Here is a 20500-nt window from a genome sequence, read left to right on the forward strand (position 1 = left end):
TCCATGATTAAACGGTATTTCGGAACAGACGGCGTTCGCGGCACGACCAACCAGTCGGTGATGACCGCAGAAACCGCCCTGCGTCTGGGCATGGCCGCCGCGCACTATTTCAAGCGCGAGAACGGCCGCCGGCATACGGTCGTGATCGGCAAGGACACCCGCCTGTCGGGCTATATGATTGAATCGGCGCTGGTCGCGGGCTTCACCTCTGCGGGTATGGATGTGTTCCAGTTCGGCCCCGTACCGACGCCCGCCACCGCCATGCTGACGCGCTCGCTGCGCGCCGATATGGGCGTGATGATTACCGCCTCGCACAATCTCTACCAGGATAACGGCATCAAGCTGTTTGGCCCGGACGGGTACAAGCTGGACGACGCTGCCGAGCTCGAAATCGAGCGCATGATGGACGCCGATACGGCCGATCATCTGGTCTCGCCCAAGCTTATTGGCCGCGCCAAGCGCATTGATGATGCCGAAGCGCGCTATATGGAGATCGCCAAGGCCACCCTGCCGCGCGCCATGCGCCTTGCCGGGCTTCGCATAGTGATCGATTGCGCCAATGGCGCCGCCTACAAGGTGGCCCCGAAAGTCCTGTGGGAGCTGGGCGCAGATGTCGTGCCGCTGCACAACAACCCCAATGGCTTCAATATCAACGAGGATTGCGGCGCAACCGCGCCCCAGGACCTTGCCGAGAATGTGAAGCGCTACCGCGCGGATCTGGGCATTGCGCTGGATGGTGATGCCGACCGCGTCATCCTGTGCGACGAACGCGGCAAGCTGGTTGATGGCGACCAGATTATCGGCCTTCTGGCCACCGCCTGGAAAGCCAGCGGTCAGCTGAAGGGCGACACGGTGGTTACCACCCAGATGTCCAATCTGGGTCTTGAGCAATATCTCGAAAAGCAGAAGATCAAGCTGCAGCGCACGCAGGTTGGCGACCGCTATGTGGTCGAGGCAATGCGTGCCTCCGGCGCCAATCTGGGCGGCGAGCAATCCGGCCATGTGGTCTTGAGCGATTTTGCCACGACCGGCGACGGGCTGATCGCGGCGCTGCAGGTGCTCTCCTTGCTCATCGAGTCCGGCAAGCCCGCCAGCCAGCTCCTGAAAGTCTTCACGCCCGCACCGCAAATCCTCAAAAATGTGCGCTACGCCAATGGCGCACTGCCGCTGGAAAATACACGGGTGAAAGAGGCGATTGCCGAGGGCGAGACCCGCCTGAATGGCAAGGGCCGCCTGCTGGTGCGCAAATCCGGCACCGAGCCGCTGATCCGCGTCATGGCCGAGGGCGACCGCAAGGTGATCGACGCGGTCGTCAGCGATATCTGCACCGCGCTGGAGAACGCCAAGGGGGCTTGAGGAGACACGCCCTCGTGCTTCGAGACGCTTTCTTCGAAAGCCCTCAGCATGAGGGCTTGTGGTGCTTTTCCCTCATCCTGAGGGTGAGCGAAGCGAACGTCTCGAAGGACGAGGGAAAAGCAAGCTTTCAGGCATGGGTGGCCCGGACACCCGCCTGCGCGGGCGCAGGCAAGCCAGGCCATGACATTTATCTTCCTCACACCACAGGCAAAGCTTCCGACAGCACACCGCCAAAGCGGATCGGCTCGACGCGCACCGCAAGCCCGCTACGGTCATCGGTTTCCACATAGACGCCGCAGGCGGTTGCCGGGCCGCTGGCGGCCTGCATGCGCCCGGAGCGCATATGCGTCGTGAAGCGGCGCAGCGGCTCTTCCTTGTCCATCCCGATCACGGAATCATAGCTGCCGCACATGCCCGCATCGGTCTGATAGGCCGTGCCGCCCGCGAGTATCTGGTGGTCGGCGGTCGGGATATGGGTATGCGTGCCGACAACAAGGCTCGCCCGCCCGTCACAGAAATGGCCCATGGCGTGCTTTTCACTCGTCGCCTCGCCATGCGCATCGACAATGATGGCATCGGCCACCTGCCCCAGCGGCGAGGCCGAGAGCGCCTCATCCACGCAGGCAAACGGATCGTCCAGCGGCTGCATGTAGAGGCGCAGGAGCACGTTCATCACCATGACGCGCGCGCCTGATTTGGTCTCGTAAAGCCCGGTGCCCCGCCCCGGCGCGGTACCGCTGGGATAGTTGGCCGGGCGAAGCAGGCGCGGTTCGCGCTCGATATAGGTCAGCGCTTCGGACTGGTCCCAGGAATGATTGCCAAGGGTGAGCACATCCGCGCCCGCATCAAACAGCTCGATTGCCGTGCGCTCGGTAATGCCAAAGCCGCCCGCGGCGTTCTCGGCGTTCACTACCACAAAATCGAGCTTCAACCGGTCGCGAAAAGAGCTGAGCTCCTCCACCAGCACATCGCGGCCCGACTTGCCGACCACATCCCCGAAAAACGCCAATCGCATGGTCTGTTCCTAACCCACAAACGCCTTCTCGACCACAAATGCGCCGGGGCGGGCATTGGAGCCTTCCTCCAGCCCGGCCGCTTCGACGCGCGCCTTGCAGTCGTTTATCATGTTGATGGAGCCGCAGATCATCACCCGGTCGCTGGCCGGGTCGAGCGGCCCGCCCGTATCGTCCCAGAGCTGACCTGTGTCCATCAGAGCGGTAATGCGGCCCATGCGCGGATGATTTTCGCGCGTCAGCGAGGTGTAGTGGATGAGCTTGTGCGCATGCTCGCCCACCAGCGGATCGTCCTTGAGGGACGCCACCAGCTCCTCGCCATAGGCAAGGTCAACCGCCTCCCGGCAGGTATGGGTCAGGATCACCTGCTCAAAGCGCTCATAGGTCTCCGGATCACGGATAATGCTGGCAAAGGGCGCGATGCCCGTGCCGGTCGAAAGCAGGTAGAGCCGCTTGCCCGGCAGCAGCGCATCATGGACCAGCGTGCCGACCGATTTGGCACCGAGCAGGATTTCGTCACCCTCCTTGATGCCTTGAAGGTGTGAGGTCAGCGGGCCATCGGCGACCTTGATCGAGAAGAAGTCCAGACCATCATCCCAGGCCGGGCTGGCAATGGAATAGGCGCGCAATAGCGGCTTGCCATCCACTTTCAGGCCCAGCATCACGAACTCGCCGGAGCGGAAGCGGAAGCTCGCCGGGCGTGCCACACGGAAGGAGAAAAGACTGCCGGTCCAGTGGCGCACGGAAAGGACGCGCTGTTCGCTGAAAGCTGCCATGGGGGAAGAGGTCTCGTATCAGGGCCGTTTGCAAATCTGGTGCCGGATGTAGCGGCTCAGACCGGCTTCGCCAATGCCTGCCGGTGAGATCGGCGCTATCATGCTGCCCGGTAGCAGCCCGCCTCTGTCACCACATAGTCCAGCGCCACGTCATGGCGGCCCGCCGGCACCTTGCCGATGCGCTGGCCCTCATAGGCGAGACCGACCGACACTACCGGCCCGGCAGCGCGCAGCGCTTCAAGCGTGCGATCATAAAAGCCCGCCCCATAGCCGATGCGATGGCAGCGCGTGTCGAACGCGACCAGCGGCACCAGCAAGAGGGTGGGTGTGAGTACCGGACGTTTCGGCCCCGGCACGTCAATGCCGAACGCGCCCGCCTCCAGCGTATCGTCCGGGTGCCAGGCGCGGAACTGCAAGGGCGCGTCCTTGGCCGCGACGACCGGCAGGGCAAGCTGGGCCTGTTCCAGCAGGAAGGTCTCCATGAGAGGGCGCGGATCAATCTCGCCGCGCACCGGCCAGTAGCCGGCGACCACCGCGTTTACGGCTGGCCATGCGGCGTCGGGAAAATGGCTGGCAAGAGCGTGACCGGCATCGCTCTGCGCCTTCGCCAGCGCGGTCCGGCGGGTCAGCGCCTTGCGGCGCAGGCGGTTCTTCTGCCAGCCGCTCAGCATGGGCAAGTTCCCGCAGGGGAAAGTGTGGCGGCACCAGACGGGCCGTTGGCTGTGTAACAACCCTGATGACCTGGACTACCAGGTGGGCGCCGCGTGATGTAGGCCACGGCCAGCATCAGAGGCAGCTCCCGTACAGAGATGTAAGGTCCCTGGGATGTAAAAGCCTGACGTGAACTCCAGTCACCGCCACGACGGTGAACATGGGCCTTCGCGGGGCTTTGCTCAAGCCTCACTGCCATCTGCCCCGGCAAGGGCTTCGAGGCGCTCTGCAGCCTTGACGATGGTTTCCGCTGCGCGGGCGCGGTCGGCGCGCCGGCGGGCCTCGCCCTGCGAGATCGTTCCCTTGGCATCCAGCAGGTCGGACTCCAGCGCTTCCACCTTGCCCTGCGCCTCACGCATCTCGTCAGCAACGATCAGGGATGCCATCAGCAAAAGGCGCAGCTCGCCGATCTGGCCAACCTTCTCGGCGAGATCGCGCACATGGGTGTCGAGATGCCCGGCCAGCTCTTTCAGATAGGCTTGCTGACCCTCTTCACATCCGATGGTGAAGGGGCGTCCGTTAAGGGAGATCGTGACCTTCGACATTAGCGGCCCTCCTCCCTGAACAGATCATCCGGTCCGCTATCGGCAAGCCCGGCCCCGGCAATCGCCGCTTTCAGCTCGCTCATCGCCTCTGCCAGCGCCGCGCTGGCTTCGCTGGCAGCCTCGGCGAGTTCCGCTTCGCTGGAGCGCGCGGCATCGAGCTGTTCGGCCAGCCGTGAACGGTCCTCATCGGCATGGCGGGCGGCGCGCGCATCGCCTTCTGCCTCCCCCATGCGGCTAGACAGCTGGCCCAGCCGGGTTTCGACCGCGCTGATGGCGGCCAGCAGCCGTGCTTCGGCCTCGGTGAGAGGATCGCTATCGGGAGTTTCGGCGGGCGGGGTTGCGGTCATGGGTGTCAAAATCCGCTCTTGTGTACAAAAGTTCAAGTGTCAGATGAGGCGTGCAGGCGCTTCTATACACCGGGTTTTCAATTCCGTCCCCGTCCACTAGACAGGCGGCGGCGGGGATAAGGCCGGTTATTGAAGGGGTTGAGGCGTGGAACAGGAACGAGACGGGCTTGCAAAGGCGTTCGCCGATATCTGCCTGAAAGCCTCCATCGAGGTGATGGATGTCTATGACAGCGGCTTTGCCGTTCAGTCCAAGGATGATCGCTCGCCCGTTACCGCCGCCGACACCCGCGCCGAGGCGGTCATTCTTGAAGCGCTCAGACACGTAGCGCCCGGCGTGCCGGTGCTGGCCGAGGAAAGCTTCTCTGCTGGCGTGCGGCCCGACATTAATGGCGATTTCCTGCTGGTCGATCCGGTCGATGGCACCAGGGAATTCATCAACCGCAATGGCGAGTTCACCATCAATATCGCCCTCATCTCCGGGCGGGTGCCAATAGCGGGCTGCGTCTACGCACCGGCCATGAAGCGCATCTTCATTGGCGGAAAATCGGGCTTTAGCGGGGCTTTTCCGCCGGGCGCAAAACTCGATGCTGGCGCGCTGTCGCCGATGCAGGCGCGCGCCATGCCGCAGACGGGCCGTATCGCCGTGATGAGCCGCTCGCACGCCGATGAACAGACCCGCGCCTTTGCTGCCGCCGAAGGAGTTAGCGAGACCGTCAGCGCCGGATCATCGCTGAAATTCTGCCTGGTCGCAGATGGCAGCGCAGACCTCTATCCGCGCTTTGGCCCCACCATGGAATGGGATACGGCGGCTGGTCACGCTGTGGTGCTGGCGGCGGGCGGCAATGTCACCTGCCCGGACGGATCGCCCTTCCTCTACGGCAAGACAGAGACCGGCTATCTCAATGGCGCGTTTGTGGTGCGCGGGCGTCAACCGGCCTGACCAGAGGCCGCCGGGTCAGCAGATCCAGCGGGCTATAGGCCAGCATGCGGGCAAAATCGGCTGCCGTGACCTTGCGGGCAGACTGCACCGCCCGGCGCTTGCTCCACAGGCCCGGCAGGCCCTTGAACGCATCTTTCAGCGCGCGGCCAAACAGGGCGAAATGCCCGAAGCGTGCCGCCGACGCCCATAGCGCCAGCGTCATCGCGCCATGCAAGGGCAGGGTCAGGACCAGCAGCGGAAACGGCATGGTCTTCACATAGGTCCACAGCCGGTTGCGCGTGCCGTGATACGTGGCAAACACCGAGCGCCGCCCGCTGGACCCGTAGCCGACATGATCGACCACCGCGTTCTGCACATGGATCGCGGTATGCCCGGCCAGACGCGCGCGAGCGCCCAGATCCACATCCTCCACATAGCAGAAATAGTCTTCATCAAACCCGCTCAAATCCTCGAACACATCGCGGCGGATCATCATGGCGGCGGCGCAGGGCGCGAATATCTCGCCATCAGGCGGAGAGGCCATCTCGCGTCCATAAGCGCCGCGATAGGGGATGCCGGTAATGTGCCAGACATCGCCTGCGCCATCGAGCACGCCTTCATGCCCCGCCGCGCGCTGGGTGGAACCAAAAAGGCTGGCGTGGGGATAGCGCCGGGTGGCCGCCATCAGCTGTTCCAGCCAGTCTGGCTTAGGAAAGGCATCGGGGTTTAAAAGGACCAGCCAGCGTGTATCGGCCATCGCCGCCAGCCGGTTATTGCCGCCCGCAAAGCCCAGATTGGTGTCAGAGACGACCAGCTCGATCCCGTCCGGCATGTCAGCCGGTGTCAGCTTGCCGGTCTGCGAGCCGTTCTCCAGAACCAGTATGCGCGCCGGGCGAAGGGACTGCGCAGCGAGGGCGGCTTTGAGCTGCGCCCAGTGCTGCGCGCTCTCATAGGCAACGATGAGGATCGTAACGTCCGCAACCACCGCTAGCCCTCTGCCGGGCCGGGCAGCAGGCGCGCGCGGATCGTCCCCTCCAGCGCATTGATCCGGTCAAGGAAGTCTGCCGGCAGGTCGCCTTCAAGATCGGCCAGCGCATAACCGATCTCGGCATCGGTCTGCAGGAACTGGGCGGCCACGTTCGCGCCCGCCTTTTCGGCTGCATCATTGAGGCGGCGCAGGAAGCCGGGCGCGTTTATATGCGGCACGGCCACGCGGGTACGGCCCGGCCTGATCGGCCCCGGCTCGACCTGCGGGAAGTTCACCGCATGCCCGGTCGAACCCAGATAGAGATATTTGGCCAGCTTGATCGCGCTGTCCTGACCGATGGCGGCCTGCGCCTCCAGCGTCGAACCGCCAATATGCGGGGTAAGAATGACATTCTTGAAGCGCTGCAGGGGCGAATCGAACCGGTTGTCCTTCGTGGCCGGCTCCACCGGGAACACATCCACCGCCGCACCGGCCAGATGTCCGCTGTCCAGCGCAGCCGCCAGTGCATCAATGTCCACCAGATCACCGCGCGCCTGATTGATCAGGAAGCTGCCCGGCTTCATGGCGCGGATGCGCTGCGCATTCATCAGATTGCGCGTCTGCGCGCTGGACGGCACGTGCAGCGTCACCACATCACACTCGGCCAGCAGCGCCTCAAGGCTCTCCATGGGCCGCGCATTGCCGTGAGCGAGCTTCGGTTCGACATCGTAATAATAGACATGCATGCCCAGCGCCGAGGCGAGCACCGAGAGCTGGGCGCCGATATTGCCGTAGCCGACAATGCCGAGCTTCTTCTTGCGCACTTCGTTCGAGCCTTCGGCCGTTTTCAGCCAACCGCCCTCATGGATGGCGAACATCTTCTCCGGCACGCGGCGCATCAGCATGATGATGGAGGCAAGCGTCAACTCCGCCACCGAGCGCGTATTGGCAAAGGGCGCGTTGAACACCGGAATGCCCCGGCGCGCAGCCTCGGCCAGATCGACCTGATTGGTGCCGATGCAGAAACACCCCACCGCTTGCAGGTCCGGCGCGGCGTCGAGAATATCGCCATCAATATGGGTGCGCGAACGGATACCCAGCACGGACTTGCCTTTCAGCGCGGCCTTGAGATCGCTCACATCGGGTGAGCCTGCCATCCGGACGATATCCATCGGCCCATAGCTGGTAAGCGCGCTATCGGCGTCGGCATGAACATTCTCGACAAGGAGGGCGCTGAAAGGGTTGGTGCTCACGGGAGGAACGGGCCTTCATACTGGAGTTGCTGCACTGCGGCACGGAGCATGCGCCTGCTGCGCGCTTTCTTGCAACACCCTTGCTGGAATCAGGACGGCGGACCGGGCAAATGAACGCTCACGGGCTGGCCGTCCACCATCACCGGCTGGTCCGCCGCCTCAAGCCGGTCAACACGCAGCAGAGCCAGCGCGAAGCCCTGCCCGCCGGAGAGTATTTCGCCCAGCGGCGTCTCGCCCGCCGTGACGGGCGCGCCTTGCGCAAAGCTGCCCTGCCCGGTCAGATAGGCTGTCCGCTTCCTGACCCCGCCCTTGCGGTGCATGCGGCTGGCCACTTCCTGCCCGACAAAGCAGCCCTTGCGGTAATCGATCATGTGCAGAAGATCGTGGTTCACATCGGTGGAGAACATCTCCGCCGGGCCATAATCCAGCGGCATTTCGGTGACGCACGCCGCCGCCTTGGCCGCGATATAGCCCGCCCCGTCTTCGCCGATATCCGCCGTGACGGGCACAATCGCGCGCATGGCGAGCCCCGGCCCGCGCGGGTCCAGCGCCAGGGCCAGTGCGGCCGCTTCCAGCGCTGCAATGGCGTCACCGCGCGCCGCTGCCACGGCGAGATCATCGCGTAAGGCCAGCTCTGCCTTGGCGCGCAGCCGGTAGAGCGTGAAGCGTTTCAACAGGGCATCGGCTTCACCCGCCGGAACGTCCACGAACAGCCCGCCCTCGCCATCATCAAGGAAGATGAAATCGGCCAGCACCTTGCCTTGCGGGGTCAAAAGCGCGGACCCGAGCGCCTTGCCGGGCGTGACGCCTTGCGGACCATTGGTGACGACGCGTTGCAGAAAATCGCGCGCATCCGCTCCGGTGATATGGATCACGGCGCGGTGGGAAAGACGGGTGAGGAAGCCGGTGTCTGACATGGCTTCGATGTGGCCCATCCGGCCTCCTGCCGCAAGGGCGTCACTGGCGCATCAATTGCTCGCTCTCGCGTTATCGGCAATCATCGCTGACCGGCATTGGAGGGAGAGAGGCAATGTTTGGACGGGGCAAGGACCGCCTTCGCGGTGCCAGAGCCAGTTTTCAGGACGTGCTGACGGCGCTGCCCTACCGGCAGAGCGTGCGCTTTGATCCGGCCTTGCCCGATATCCTGACCCACAGCCTGCAACACGGCGATTATCTGGCGGGCGTCGGTACTGACAGCCTCGGCTCGGCCATCGCCATCATGAAAAAATTCCGCGACTGGGCGAGCGTGCGCGCCAGCACGACCCTGCTTCGCAAGGTGGAGGCGGTCTGCCCCGACATATTGTTTGATCTGGAACAGAAGCTCTCCTTCACCAGCAATCTGGTGGAGTATTCGCTGGATTTCATGGACTGGGCGCAAAAAGCCCTGCAGGCAGTGGAAGATGCTAGGGCCGCAGGCGACAAACAGCGCACGGCGGACGCACTTGTTACGCTCGTTACCGGCTTTGCCGCCTATATCAGCCAGATCGGCAGCTATTACCATGATTTCCAGAGCTATTTCGGCAAGGAAACCTATGACCGCTATCGCGAAAACCTGAACACGCTGGCCAATGATGACCGGCGCGCCATCCACGCCTTCTACGCCCATTTCGAGGTCGCCGTGGCCAGCATGGGGCGCATTTACCGACAGGAGATACCCGGCATCCGGGCCATGGGCGAAATACCGCCCGCCTTCATCGTCAAGTGGGCGGTTTCGCTCGCAGGCTCCATCCAGAAGCTGTACACAAGCGCGCTCGACCTGCTGCAGCGCTGACCTGACGCGGCCGCTTGATCTGGCGGGCAGGCCCGCTGTGCGCTAAGCCACGCGCCATGACGCGAATTCTCTTCATCACCGCGACGCGTATTGGCGACGCGATCCTCTCCAGCGGCCTGCTGGACCATGTGCTGCGCACCCAGTCTGATCCGCGCGTGACGATTGCCTGCGGGCCGCTGGCTGCGCCGCTTTTCCGGGCCGTGCCGGGGCTGGAGCGCGTGATCGTGATGACCAAGAAAAAAGGCGGCGGCCACTGGTTCGATCTGTGGCTCAACACCGTCACGCATCGCTGGGATATCGTGATCGATCTGCGCGAGAGCGCGACGAGCTGGTTCCTGCTGGCGGACAAGCGCCATGTGAAGCGCAACTGGCCGCGCGATGGCGCGCCGGTTCACCGCGTCGAGGAGGCGGCTGCCTTTCTGGGCATATCGCCCGCGCCCTCGCCCGTCCTCTGGCTGGATGATCTGGCGTTCGCCCGCGCACGCGCCCTGATGCCCGATGCGCCGGTGCTGGCGCTGGCACCCGCCGCCGCCGCACGCTTCAAGGAATGGGCGCCAGAGCGCTTTGCAGAACTCGCACTGGCCCTGACCGCACCCGCCGGCGCGCTGGCGGGCGCGCATGTGGCGCTTTTCGGTGGTCCGGGCGATGAAGCCACCGCGCGCGCCGTCACCTCGCAGCTGGACCCGGGACGCACGCACGACTTTACCGGCCAGCTCGATCTCGTTGAAACCGGGGCCTGCCTGTCACAAGCCGCACTGTTCGTGGGCAATGATAGCGGGCTGATGCACATGGCGGCAGCAGCGGGTACGCCGACGCTTGGCCTGTTCGGGCCGACCGATGAACGCGTCTACGGGCCTTGGGGCCGCAAGACCGCTACCGTACGCGCGGGCGATCAGGCCGATGAGCGCACGCGCGACCGGCTGAAAACGTCTGAGACCGGCCTGCTGGCCGATCTGGAGCTTGCGCCCGTACTGGCGGCGGCAGACAATCTGATCAGACAGGAGAGCACGCCATGAGCGAGACATTCGACACCCTCATCAAGGGCGGCACAATTGTCAGCCATTCAGGGCGCGTGAAGGCCGATATCGCCATTCGCGATGGCCGCTTTGCCGCCATAGGCAATCTCTCCGCCGCCAGCGCGGGCGAAGTGATCGATGCCAAGGGCCTGCATGTCCTGCCTGGCGTGATCGACACGCAGGTGCATTTCCGCGAGCCGGGCCTTGAGTGGAAGGAAGACCTTGAAAGCGGCAGCCGGGCTGCGGCTCTTGGAGGCGTGGTGTGCGTCTTTGAAATGCCCAACACCAATCCAGCGACGACCACGCCGGAGCTGATGGCCGACAAGGTGAAGCGCGGCCACCACCGCATGCACACCGATTTTGCCTTCTATGCCGGTGCCACCAAGGAGAACGTCCACCTGCTTCGCGAGATGGAGCTGATGGCCGGGTGCTGCGGCGTGAAGGTCTTCATGGGCGCCTCCACCGGCGATCTGCTGGTCGATACCGACGAAGGCGTAGCGGCAGTCCTGAACGTGATCGAGCGGCGCGCGGCCTTCCATTCCGAGGACGAATTCCGCCTGGCTGACCGGCGCGCGCTGGCCCGTCATGGCGACTGGACGAGCCATGTGGAGGTGCGTGACGACATTGCCGCCATGCAGAGCACGCAGCGCCTGGTGCGCCTCGCGCGTGAAGCCGGCAAGCGCATCCACGTGCTGCACATCTCCACTGCCGATGAGATCGACTATCTCCAGCACCACAAGGATATTGCCAGCGTCGAGGTGACGCCCCAGCACCTGACCCTGGCTGCGCCGGAATGCTATGAGCGCCTTGGCGCCTACGCGCAGATGAACCCGCCCGTGCGCAACGCAAAGCATCGCGAAGGGCTGTGGCGCGGCGTCGATCAGGGCATTGCCGATATTCTGGGCTCTGACCACGCGCCCCATACGGTGGAAGAAAAATCCAAGCCCTACCCGGCCTCGCCATCGGGCATGCCGGGCGTGCAGACGCTGGTGCCGCTCATGCTCGATCATGTGAGCAAGGGCAGACTGACACTGGAGCGCTTTGTCGACCTGACGAGCCACGGGCCGCAGCGCGTGTTCGGCCTCGCGAACAAGGGCCGCATCGCCGCCGGATACGATGCCGATCTGACGCTGGTCGATCTGCACGCCGTGCGCACTATCGAGGAAAGCTGGCTGGCCTCGCGCTGCGGCTGGTCGCCCTTTACCGGCGATACCGTCACCGGCTGGCCGATGGCCACAATCGTGCGCGGCAAGGTGGTGATGCGCGATGACGAGCTGGTCACGCCTTCAACCGGCGAGGCGGCCCGCTTTGTGGAAACGCTGGGGGCGGTTTAGACCTTACGTTCTGAAACCCCGGAAGCTGCGCAGCAGCTATCCGGGGCCTCCTATTTCGCCTCTGCGGCACGAGGTCCCGGATGGCCCTGCGGGCCTCCGGGATTTCAGTTATGTTGATCCACTCCGTGAACCCCCGGAAGCGCTTTAGCGCTATCCGGGCAAGACAACCTGTTTTGTGCTTGACCTGATAGAGCCTGAACGCCCCATAATCGGCCGAGCCATCATCGGGATCATCCAGACACACACACCTTCTCACCGGCTGACTTCACCGTCACACACAACGGCACGGTCAAGGTGAGTCCGGAAATGGCGAGGGCGCTTGTAAGCACCCTTTTGGCAGGAATTTAAACATGGATTATGAAAACCCATTTAGCATTAAAAAACTTATGAAAAAAATATACTATTATTTGAACTCATTTTTAAACTGGAAAATCTTTCAATATTTTAAGAAAAACTTTTCGTGGACGTTGTTTGTATCTATTGTAACAGCTGCTACTGCGATATTTGGAGTTGTTTCTTGGCGTTTAGAGCAACCTATTAGAACAAACACGCTTGAGGCTCTGCGCCTGACAATTCTGGAGTCACAAATTGATGACCTAGAGCAATTTCGAGGGCGGGGTGTGGATGCGGGAGCGCGACTCAACCGACTGTATGAGGTCGGCTATACTGTTAACCACATTTCACTTGAAAGAATTAGAGCATCCAGCTTTTCAATCAGCGAAAGCAATTTCAATAGAACAAATGGTCTAAATATTTCGAATTCCGACCTTTCAAATTTTTCTGCACACAGTCATGATTTAACAAATTTGCAAACTATCGATTACAATTTTCACATAAATAACGATTTTCGAACTGAAGCTAATTCAGTTTCCAACTTAACTGAATGTCGTTTAAATGATGTTATCATACATATTGGATCAATGTCTCGACTTGAATTACACAGGTGCCACCTTAACAAGGTAATTATAGCAATGCCTCCAGCTTCAACAGTCGGATTCACAGCATCTTATTTAGTAAATAGCATAATAGTTGCCGTAGAAAATCAAGAAGACTTTATTTATATAAATGAGAATAGCTCTGAGCAACACCAAAACCTGTTGCGGGATGTGTTTTTCTCGTCAACATTTGTTGACAGTTCAACATTTGAATGGAGCCCCCATTTTTCATCCTATACGTTGTTTAGTGCAATGGATACCGGATGCGCCGCATCCTGCATATCTGGAGTGCATAATACTTATTACTCTTCTGTATTAAATGATGAATCTTATGCCCACCGGCTAGATAGGGCTTTCGAGTACGTATTTAGGTTTTCTTATGTAGATAGCTATTTTACAAGTTCTAATGTTTGGTTTGAATTGGAATACGGTTTGACGTTTATAAATGTTGTAAAAAGATCAATTGATTGCTCTTCATATTATTATTGGTTAAATTCGATATTTGAAGATCATGCTGATGCCCGATTTTTGGATGATAGTTGCAACAGCAGGTCTCAGGAAGCCTTAAGGAGCGTGTTTTTACGCTGCGGCAATGAGGCGCGCATCATTTGTTCTGAGTCGGAATTCTATAGATTGTTGCGCACATCCGTGCCGTAGCTTTTCAACGGACGGTCGACTTGCTCGCTGGACCTCATAACAATTTGACGCGTGCAATGGCAGAGTTTTTCCTAGGATTTATCTATACCCCCCGGGCTTGACCCGGGATCCATGTTTTCAGCTATCGAATATTCCCATGGGTCCCCCGTCGGGGCGGGGGACCCCGGTGGAAAAGCCTGTTGGCTATGGGTTATCCTACACGAGGTCCCGGCTCTGCGCTGCGCTTGGCCGGGATTTCAGGGACAAAGCCTCACCCCAGCTCAATCACCGCATCGACCTCTACCGCTGCGCCCAGCGGCAACACAGGACAGGCGACGGCGGAGCGGGCGTGACGGCCCGCATCCCCGAACACTTCCACCATCAGGTCTGAACAGCCATTGATGACTTTGGGGATGTCGGTGAAGGCCGGGTCTGCGGCGACAAAACCGCCAAGGCGCACCACGCGTTTTACCCGGTCCAGATCACCCTCACAGGCGGTGGCAAACTGGGCGATGAGATTGAGCCCGCACAGGCGCGCAGCCGCCTGGCCTGCGGCCACATCCATGTCCTGCCCCAGCGTACCCTTCACGAGGCCGGCCGGCCCTATCGAGACCTGGCCCGACACGAACACCAGATTGCCCGAGCGCACGAAGGGCACATAGTTCGCCACCGGCGCGACGGCCTGCGGCAGGGTGATACCGAGCTCTGCGAGGCGTTTGGCGATCTGGGACATGGGGAACTCCTGACTGCGTATGCCCTCTCAAGCCTGTCATCACCCGCTTCATGCGGGTGACCCATGCCGGAGAGGTTCCGCTTGTACGTTCGTTGCAGGCATGGCTCCCCCGGACCTCGCTTCCGCTCGGCCGGGGGATGACACCATTGAGGCCTAAAACCGCTCCACAGCCATCGCCGTGGCTTCACCGCCACCAATGCAGAGCGAGGCGACGCCGCGCTTCTGATCGTGCTTTTCCAGCGCCGAGAGCAGGGTGACGAGGATGCGTGCACCGGAGGCCCCGATCGGGTGGCCGAGCGCACACGCGCCGCCATGCACGTTGATCACGTCGTGCGACAGGCTCAAGTCCTTCATCGCGATCATCGGCACGCTGGCAAACGCCTCGTTGATCTCGAACAGGTCCACATCCTTGGTGGACCAGCCCGCACGCTCCATCACCTTGCGCATGGCCGGCACCGGCGCGGTCATGAAATAGGCCGGCTCGTGAGCATGCGCCGCCGTGGCGACGATCTTCGCGATGGGTTTGAGGCCCCGGCGCTCGGCTTCAGACAGGCGCATCAGCACCAGAGCCGCCGCGCCATCAGAGATGGCCGAGGCATTCGCCGCCGTTACCGTGCCGTCCTTGGTGAAGGCTGCGCGCAGCTCCGGGATCTTCTCAGGGCGTGCCTTGCCGGGCAGCTCGTCATGCTCGACCGTCACATCGCCCTTGCGGGTGGAGATGGTGACAGGCGCGATCTCGCGCTTGAAAATGCCGTCCTCGGTCGCCTTCTTGGCGCGCGAGAGCGTCTCGATGGCGTAGGCGTCCTGATCCTCGCGGGTGAACTGGTATTCCTGGGCCACCATGTCGGCATAGACGCCCATCGCCTTGTGCTCATAGGCGTCTTCAAGCCCGTCCAGCGCCATGTGGTCCTTCAGCGCGTCATGGCCATATTTGAAGCCTGCACGGTGGGTGGACAGCAGGTGCGGCGCATTGGTCATGGACTCCATGCCCCCCGCCACGATCACATCGGCTTCGCCAGAGGCAATCATCGCGCGGCCATAGATCGCCGCCTGCATGCCCGAACCGCACACCTTGTTGAGCGTTGTGGCCTGAGCCGATTTGGGCAGGCCCGCCTTGATGGCGGCCTGACGGGCGGGCGCCTGGCCCTGACCGGCGCTCAAGACATTGCCCATGAAGACCATGTTGACGTCGTCGCCGGCGACACCGGCTTCGGCCAGAGCGGCCTTGATGGCGATGGAGCCAAGCTCCGGCGCGGCCATGGCCGCCAGATCGCCCAGCAGCCCGCCCATGGGGGTGCGCGCCATGCCCACGATGACGATGGGATCGTCTGCGCTCATGATTGTCTCTCCTGTTTCAGGATAAAAGGGGTATGCGTTCTAAAAAACTGGCGCGCATGTGAAGGCCCCGCGCCGCGCCGCGTCAAGGCTTTTCGCAGGTGCAATGTCAGGCGCAACCCTGTGGAAAACCCCGCCGCAACATTGACGCAAGGCTACAAAATATATCGATTGGCATTCAGAATGTAGACGCTCATCGCGAGCTGGGGACACAACTCAATATGTCTAAAACATTGGCGTTTGGCCTATCGGCGTTGGCAGGATTAATAATCTGGCTTAGTCAGGCGCAGATTATCAGCGGCTCTTTTCCAACGACCGAACTCCCTTTTGGCATAAACTCGAGAAGTGCGGCCGCGTTCATTGTGGCATGCATCGCCGTCGGCATTGTAACTGCTGTTTTATATTATGTGGAAACCCGTCTGGAGCGAAACGCCTACCGGAAGTACCGCGCTCTGCGAGATGATCTCAATGTCGTTCTGTCGCATTGGCTGGAAGGATTTCTGAGCAGGCAATCACGATCACGAGCCTTCCATGAAGAGAAGATCAATGACCTTCTTAAGTCGCTTGCAAGATCGCTGGATAAATGCCTGCCGGGTGCTGTCTTCCAAGTATCAATCATGTGCCCGTCAGAGGAACATGAAGGCGAGCTCGAAATCGGCTTTGGAACAAAATCGGACGCCGGGAAAATGAAATCCTATGTCACGAACAGACGCTTCGCACTCGGCGAAGGCTATTGTGGAGCGGCGTGGTATGAGTTGGCAGCTCAATCTGGCAATGGCCGCCGGCGGCTGCTGCTTCTGAAAGACCCTCGATATACCGTTCAGCGACCTGACGGTTATCGGGATCAGGACAAATCCTATTTTGCCGTGCCAATTCCCGCTCCGAAAGATATGGATCAGGATATCCTTGGCGTACTCTCCATCGATTCCTCTAACGCAAATCACTTCCAACGAGGGTCACGGAACGCGATCTACCTTGAGAGGTTGTTCACACCAGTTTTGGAGATTCTGGGACACCATCTCCGGGCGATAACGAAGAAGTAATCCCCCTATGCTTGCCGCTGCGCGAAAATCGCACCATATTTTGAGCAGGAGAGACGTCATGGAAAAAGCGGCACAGAATCGTTCAAAAAATGAAAAAGCTCGCCCGCGTTCGGATTTCTGGCGCGAGGTGGAAGCGCTTTTTATCGCCATTGGAATCAAGCACCGAACCCGCGACCTGATTCTAAAGGTCCGTTTTGGTGAACGGGTGGAGCTGGTCTAACTGGCTGGTCTAGGCGCGGTCCAGCGCTACCGCCTCGGCAAGGATGGCGGCAAGACCGTCATCAAGATCATCAGCCTCGTAAATCTTCACATGGCGCATGGACTTGCCGCTGCCTTCCACGCGCACATGGGCGGCTAGCTCCGCGCCCCGGCTGAACTGCAGATTGATATGCGCCTTGTGGGGCACGATCGCGCACACCAGCGCCTCTCCCTGATACCAGGGATAGCCCCATTTCATCAGTTCGGTGAGGTGCGGCGCGCGCGCCGGAATCCAGTCTCGCACCTCACGCGCCAGCGGCGCGATGGCCTTTTCCCGGTCCAGCTTGTCGAAATAGGCGTCTGCGCTCATGCGGCTCTGTCCTCGCTTCTGGTGGCACTGATCCACCCGCCGCCGAGCACGCGCGATTCTTCGTCCACGCTGTAGAAGACGCACGCCTGACCGGGGGCCACACCCTCCTCGCCCGCTGCCAGCGTCACACTGACAGCGCCGTCTGCACTTACATGCAGGCTGGCCGGGCTGGGCGGGCGCGTGGAGCGGACTTTCACGGCAATTTCCAGCCCGTCCGCACCAGCCAGCGGGCCATCGCCGATCCAGTTCACATCGGCAAGCTGGATGGTGCGCACGGCCAATGCCTCGCGCGGGCCGACAATGACCTGCGCCTTGGCGGCATCGAGGCGGACCACGTAGAGCGGCTCGCCGGTGGCGACGCCAAGCCCCCGGCGCTGACCCACCGTGTAGTGGATCACGCCGTCATGGCTGCCCAGCACCCGGCCATCTTCATGGACGATCTCGCCGGGCCGGGCGGCATCCGGGCGCAGGCGTTTGACCACGCTGGCATAATCGCCATCGGGTACAAAGCAGATATCCTGACTGTCGGGCTTGGCGGCCACGATCAGGCCCAGCGCAAGGGCCAGCTCGCGCGTCTGGTCCTTGGTCAGATGACCCAGGGGAAAGCGCAAGTAATCCAGTTGCTCACGCGTGGTCGCGAACAGGAAGTAGGACTGATCCTTGGCGTGATCTTCGGCGCGCAGCAGCACCGGCCCGCCCACGCGGTCTTCGCGGCGGATATAATGGCCCGTCACCAGCGCAGCCGCGCCCAGCTGCTGCGCGGTGCTGAGCAGATCAGCGAACTTCACAGACTGGTTGCAGCGCACACACGGGATCGGCGTGGAACCCGCCAGATAGGTATCGGCGAAGTCTTCCATCACCGCTTCCTTGAAGCGGCTTTCATAGTCGAGCACATAGTGCGCAAAGCCCATGGCCTCGGCCACGCGGCGGGCATCGTGGATGTCCTGCCCGGCGCAGCACGCGCCCTTGCGGTGGATGGCTGCGCCGTGATCGTAGAGCTGAAGCGTCATACCGACGACCTGATAGCCCGCACGGTGTAAAATGGCCCCGACGACGGAAGAGTCCACGCCGCCGGACATGGCCGCGACAACACGGTGATCTTGCGGGTTTCCGCCCAGCCCCAGAAACTCGCCGGTCAGGCCGAACTCGGCCATCAGCGCGTCCACACGCGCCGTATCGGCAGCCGGGCTGGTTGAAAGCGTATCGCGCGGCCCTGCGGGGCGCGCCTGAATAAGGGTCGTCATCTTTCTTTCCTTTCCCGCCGGTTCAAGGCCGGTGGCAATGGGTGTCAGGCGCGGCATATAGCGCATGGAGGCGGCAAATAGAAGGCATAGCTGCGCGGTGTCCCGCCGTTAGCATGGCGTTTACGATTATTACGGGTTTCGATGGATTTCCGGCGGCCTTGGGCGCATCGTTTTCTCATGAACGCTGCCTTCGCATCCGGTGTTTCGGGCTTTGCCTCTGCCACGGCTCTTATGAACCGCGCGGCAGACCGGGTGTCCGGCGTTCGTGACCTGACCATCCCTGACCGCTCTTCCCGCGCGGTCACCACTCCAGGCGCGCCTGCCGGCCCTTCCCCTCAACACCCCGCACCCGGCGGGCGCGTCACTCCTTCCCCCGACTACGCCGCAGCCGCCGTGGACATGATCCAGGCGCAAAACCTTGCCGCCGCATCAGGCGCCATCGTGCGGGCCGCTGACGACATGGTCGGCGCGCTGCTGGACGTGAAAGCCTAACTTGCACACATCAGGGCTAGGCCACGTGACCGCCAGCGCATAGTTTGCGGGCCATGAGCGACGTTCAGGTAGATCTTGTCCTTGATCCGGTGTGTCCGTGGTGCTGGCTTGGCCATCGCTACTGGCAGGCCGCGCAAGACCTCGTGCCGGAAATCCCGGTGGAGACCGTGCTGCGCCCGTTCCAGCTGGATGCCTCCATCCCGAAAGCGGGACTGCCCTATCAGGACTATATGAAGAAGCGTTTCGGCGGCGATCCGTCCGGGCGCTTCAAGGCCATGCGCGAGCATCTGGAAGCGGCCGGACCCGCGGCCGGTATCGTCTTCAATTTCGATGAAATCACCATGCGCCCCAACACGATGGACGCGCACCGCCTGATCCGCTGGGCGCAAGGCCAGGGCAAGGGGGCGGAGGCCGCCGAGGCCCTGTTCAAGGCGTATTTCGAGGAGCGGCGCGATATCGGCGCGGCATCAGAACTGACCGCTATTGCCGAGGCTATCGGGCTGGATGCCAATCTGGTCGCCGACCTTCTCTCCACCCATCGCGACAAGGATGTGCTGGAGCGCGAGGAGAAATTCTACCGCTCGCTGGGCGTGGCGGGCGTGCCCTGCTTCATCTTCAATGGCGCGTTTGCCGTCTCCGGCGCGGAGGCACCGGACGTGCTGGCGGACGCCATCCGCAAGGCGGCCAGCCTGCCGCCGGAGGAAGACGCATGATGCGCGCGCTGCTGGCTCTTGCCGCTGGCCTGCTGGCTGCATGCTCACCCGGTCCGCGCTCAACACCGGACGGAGCTGAACAGGCGCGTTTCATTGCGGTGTGCAGCGAACGTTTCGACTATGGCGATGAAGCCTGCACCTGCCTGTCGGAGCGTGCCGCGCGCCGCTTTGACGCGGTGGCCTATTCCATCCTGATCGAGTCCATGACCGGCGAGCCTGTCCGTGCGCGCATGGATGCCGCCGGGCTCAATTCCAGCGTCCAGGGCGCGCTCAGCCGCTTCGTGGCCGAGACCGCCCTCTCCTGTTATCCGGAAAGGTGATTGCACCTGCGTCCGGCGCACCCGATAGTGCGCTGCAAAGGCTGAACTCAATCAGCCTCGCGGGAGGACTATCACCATGACACCAGTGGCCGTTGCCGGTCTCTATATCGGCATCAATCTGCTCATTCTGCTTGCTCTTGCGTGGAACGTCATCGACGGCCGGCGGAGCAGCAAGGTCGGCTTTGGCGATGGCGGTGATGAAAGCCTCGCCCGGCGCATCCGCGTGCATGCCAATGCCACCGAATGGGTGCCGGGCATGCTGATCGGCCTGCTGACGCTGGCGCTGCTCGACGCGCATATCTACGTCCTGCACGCGCTGGGTATCGCCCTGACGCTGGCGCGCGTGCTGCACGCCTTTGGCCTGACGGGCAGTTCGGGCACCAGCTTTGGCCGGTTTGGCGGCGCGCTCATCACCCTCATCGTCTATCTGGCAGGCGGTATTGCCATTTTGTGGTACGCGCTGAGCTGAACGG

24 protein-coding genes and 1 other RNA gene are annotated in these 20500 nt (G+C 61.9%); 12 read left to right on the top strand and 13 right to left on the bottom strand.

Translation table 11 applies throughout. The annotated features are described in order from the left end of the window. The first annotated feature begins 3 nt into the window (after positions 1 to 3). Positions 4 to 1356, top strand: coding sequence for a phosphoglucosamine mutase (gene glmM, locus ACQ5ID_RS10625; protein WP_429912429.1), 1353 nt, complete (start codon positions 4 to 6; stop codon positions 1354 to 1356). Positions 1357 to 1552: 196 nt separating this feature from the next. Here the strand turns inward: glmM and ACQ5ID_RS10630 are convergent, their stop codons facing one another. From ACQ5ID_RS10630 to ACQ5ID_RS10655, 6 genes are all read right to left on the bottom strand, one after another. Continuing rightward, the gene (locus ACQ5ID_RS10630) at positions 1553 to 2371 is read right to left on the bottom strand and encodes a TIGR00282 family metallophosphoesterase (protein ID WP_429912430.1); all 819 of its coding nucleotides are present in this window, start codon (positions 2369 to 2371) and stop codon (positions 1553 to 1555) included. Between the two features lie 9 nt (positions 2372 to 2380). Beyond that, a complete protein-coding gene (locus tag ACQ5ID_RS10635) occupies positions 2381 to 3145 on the bottom strand; it encodes a ferredoxin--NADP reductase (RefSeq protein ID WP_429912431.1) in 765 nt (254 codons plus the stop codon). Positions 3146 to 3243: 98 nt separating this feature from the next. Then, complete coding sequence (locus ACQ5ID_RS10640) at positions 3244 to 3816, bottom strand: 5-formyltetrahydrofolate cyclo-ligase (RefSeq protein WP_429912432.1); 573 nt, start codon at positions 3814 to 3816, stop codon at positions 3244 to 3246. A gap of 26 nt (positions 3817 to 3842) precedes the next feature. Further along, a non-coding RNA gene (gene ssrS / locus ACQ5ID_RS10645) (6S RNA) lies at positions 3843 to 4002 on the bottom strand. 36 nt (positions 4003 to 4038) lie between these two features. Further along, complete coding sequence (locus ACQ5ID_RS10650) at positions 4039 to 4401, bottom strand: cell division protein ZapA (protein WP_429912433.1); 363 nt, start codon at positions 4399 to 4401, stop codon at positions 4039 to 4041. After that, the gene (locus tag ACQ5ID_RS10655; protein ID WP_429912434.1) at positions 4401 to 4748 is read right to left on the bottom strand and encodes a DUF4164 family protein; all 348 of its coding nucleotides are present in this window, start codon (positions 4746 to 4748) and stop codon (positions 4401 to 4403) included. Before ACQ5ID_RS10655 ends, ACQ5ID_RS10650 begins: the two co-directional genes overlap by 1 nt. 145 nt (positions 4749 to 4893) lie before the next feature. Here ACQ5ID_RS10655 and cysQ point away from each other — a divergent pair, with 145 nt between their 5' ends. Continuing rightward, positions 4894 to 5688, top strand: coding sequence for a 3'(2'),5'-bisphosphate nucleotidase CysQ (gene cysQ, locus ACQ5ID_RS10660; RefSeq protein ID WP_429912436.1), 795 nt, complete (start codon positions 4894 to 4896; stop codon positions 5686 to 5688). On the opposite strand, the gene ACQ5ID_RS10665 is transcribed toward cysQ, so the two are convergent. The 3 genes from ACQ5ID_RS10665 to ACQ5ID_RS10675 all read right to left on the bottom strand — a co-directional run bounded on the left by ACQ5ID_RS10665 (position 5648) and on the right by ACQ5ID_RS10675 (position 8822). After that, complete coding sequence (locus tag ACQ5ID_RS10665) at positions 5648 to 6652, bottom strand: glycosyltransferase family 2 protein (RefSeq protein WP_429912437.1); 1005 nt, start codon at positions 6650 to 6652, stop codon at positions 5648 to 5650. The two genes, cysQ and ACQ5ID_RS10665, sit on opposite strands and share 41 nt — an antisense overlap. A 2-nt stretch (positions 6653 to 6654) precedes the next feature. Then, positions 6655 to 7887: a phosphoglycerate dehydrogenase gene (gene serA / locus ACQ5ID_RS10670; protein ID WP_429912438.1), complete on the bottom strand. Its 1233-nt coding sequence runs from the start codon at positions 7885 to 7887 to the stop codon at positions 6655 to 6657. Positions 7888 to 7976: 89 nt separating this feature from the next. Further along, positions 7977 to 8822: a YgfZ/GcvT domain-containing protein gene (locus tag ACQ5ID_RS10675; protein ID WP_429912439.1), complete on the bottom strand. Its 846-nt coding sequence runs from the start codon at positions 8820 to 8822 to the stop codon at positions 7977 to 7979. A 95-nt stretch (positions 8823 to 8917) separates the two neighbouring features. On the opposite strand from ACQ5ID_RS10675, the gene ACQ5ID_RS10680 reads away from it, so the two are divergent. The 4 genes from ACQ5ID_RS10680 (at position 8918) to ACQ5ID_RS10695 (ending at position 13600) form a co-directional block, all read left to right on the top strand. Continuing rightward, a complete protein-coding gene (locus ACQ5ID_RS10680) occupies positions 8918 to 9658 on the top strand; it encodes a hypothetical protein (protein ID WP_429912440.1) in 741 nt (246 codons plus the stop codon). A gap of 56 nt (positions 9659 to 9714) precedes the next feature. Continuing rightward, complete coding sequence (locus tag ACQ5ID_RS10685) at positions 9715 to 10674, top strand: glycosyltransferase family 9 protein (RefSeq protein WP_429912441.1); 960 nt, start codon at positions 9715 to 9717, stop codon at positions 10672 to 10674. Then, positions 10671 to 12008 carry a dihydroorotase gene (locus tag ACQ5ID_RS10690; RefSeq protein ID WP_429912442.1) on the top strand — a complete coding sequence of 446 codons (1338 nt, stop codon included), beginning with the start codon at positions 10671 to 10673 and terminating at the stop codon, positions 12006 to 12008. The genes ACQ5ID_RS10685 and ACQ5ID_RS10690 overlap by 4 nt, the downstream gene beginning before the upstream one ends. A 350-nt stretch (positions 12009 to 12358) precedes the next feature. After that, positions 12359 to 13600, top strand: a complete 1242-nt coding sequence (locus ACQ5ID_RS10695) for a hypothetical protein (RefSeq protein WP_429912443.1) — start codon at positions 12359 to 12361, stop codon at positions 13598 to 13600. A gap of 250 nt (positions 13601 to 13850) precedes the next feature. On the opposite strand, the gene ACQ5ID_RS10700 is transcribed toward ACQ5ID_RS10695, so the two are convergent. Then, complete coding sequence (locus ACQ5ID_RS10700; RefSeq protein ID WP_429912444.1) at positions 13851 to 14312, bottom strand: RidA family protein; 462 nt, start codon at positions 14310 to 14312, stop codon at positions 13851 to 13853. Between the two features lie 153 nt (positions 14313 to 14465). Then, on the bottom strand, positions 14466 to 15650 hold the full coding sequence (locus ACQ5ID_RS10705) for a thiolase family protein (protein ID WP_429912445.1): 1185 nt from the start codon (positions 15648 to 15650) through the stop codon (positions 14466 to 14468). 218 nt (positions 15651 to 15868) lie between these two features. On the opposite strand from ACQ5ID_RS10705, the gene ACQ5ID_RS10710 reads away from it, so the two are divergent. Next, entirely contained in the window at positions 15869 to 16690 is an 822-nt protein-coding gene (locus tag ACQ5ID_RS10710; protein ID WP_429912446.1) for a hypothetical protein, read from the top strand. Positions 16691 to 16748: 58 nt separating this feature from the next. Next, positions 16749 to 16910: a hypothetical protein gene (locus ACQ5ID_RS10715; RefSeq protein ID WP_429912447.1), complete on the top strand. Its 162-nt coding sequence runs from the start codon at positions 16749 to 16751 to the stop codon at positions 16908 to 16910. A 9-nt stretch (positions 16911 to 16919) separates the two neighbouring features. Here ACQ5ID_RS10715 and ACQ5ID_RS10720 read toward each other — a convergent pair whose 3' ends face one another. After that, a complete protein-coding gene (locus ACQ5ID_RS10720) occupies positions 16920 to 17258 on the bottom strand; it encodes a DUF1801 domain-containing protein (RefSeq protein WP_429912448.1) in 339 nt (112 codons plus the stop codon). Then, positions 17255 to 18412, bottom strand: a complete 1158-nt coding sequence (gene mnmA, locus ACQ5ID_RS10725) for a tRNA 2-thiouridine(34) synthase MnmA (protein WP_429912454.1) — start codon at positions 18410 to 18412, stop codon at positions 17255 to 17257. Before mnmA ends, ACQ5ID_RS10720 begins: the two co-directional genes overlap by 4 nt. Positions 18413 to 18679: 267 nt before the next feature. Here mnmA and ACQ5ID_RS10730 point away from each other — a divergent pair, with 267 nt between their 5' ends. From ACQ5ID_RS10730 to ACQ5ID_RS10745, 4 genes are all read left to right on the top strand, one after another. Further along, positions 18680 to 18994, top strand: coding sequence for a hypothetical protein (locus ACQ5ID_RS10730; RefSeq protein ID WP_429912449.1), 315 nt, complete (start codon positions 18680 to 18682; stop codon positions 18992 to 18994). A 53-nt stretch (positions 18995 to 19047) separates the two neighbouring features. After that, the gene (locus ACQ5ID_RS10735) at positions 19048 to 19707 is read left to right on the top strand and encodes a DsbA family oxidoreductase (RefSeq protein WP_429912450.1); all 660 of its coding nucleotides are present in this window, start codon (positions 19048 to 19050) and stop codon (positions 19705 to 19707) included. Then, positions 19704 to 20027 carry a hypothetical protein gene (locus ACQ5ID_RS10740; RefSeq protein ID WP_429912451.1) on the top strand — a complete coding sequence of 108 codons (324 nt, stop codon included), beginning with the start codon at positions 19704 to 19706 and terminating at the stop codon, positions 20025 to 20027. The genes ACQ5ID_RS10735 and ACQ5ID_RS10740 overlap by 4 nt, the downstream gene beginning before the upstream one ends. 76 nt (positions 20028 to 20103) lie before the next feature. Continuing rightward, entirely contained in the window at positions 20104 to 20496 is a 393-nt protein-coding gene (locus ACQ5ID_RS10745; protein ID WP_429912452.1) for an MAPEG family protein, read from the top strand. The last annotated feature ends 4 nt before the right edge of the window (positions 20497 to 20500 follow it).

Source organism: Glycocaulis sp. (assembly GCF_050485565.1).
Taxonomy (GTDB): domain Bacteria; phylum Pseudomonadota; class Alphaproteobacteria; order Caulobacterales; family Maricaulaceae; genus Glycocaulis.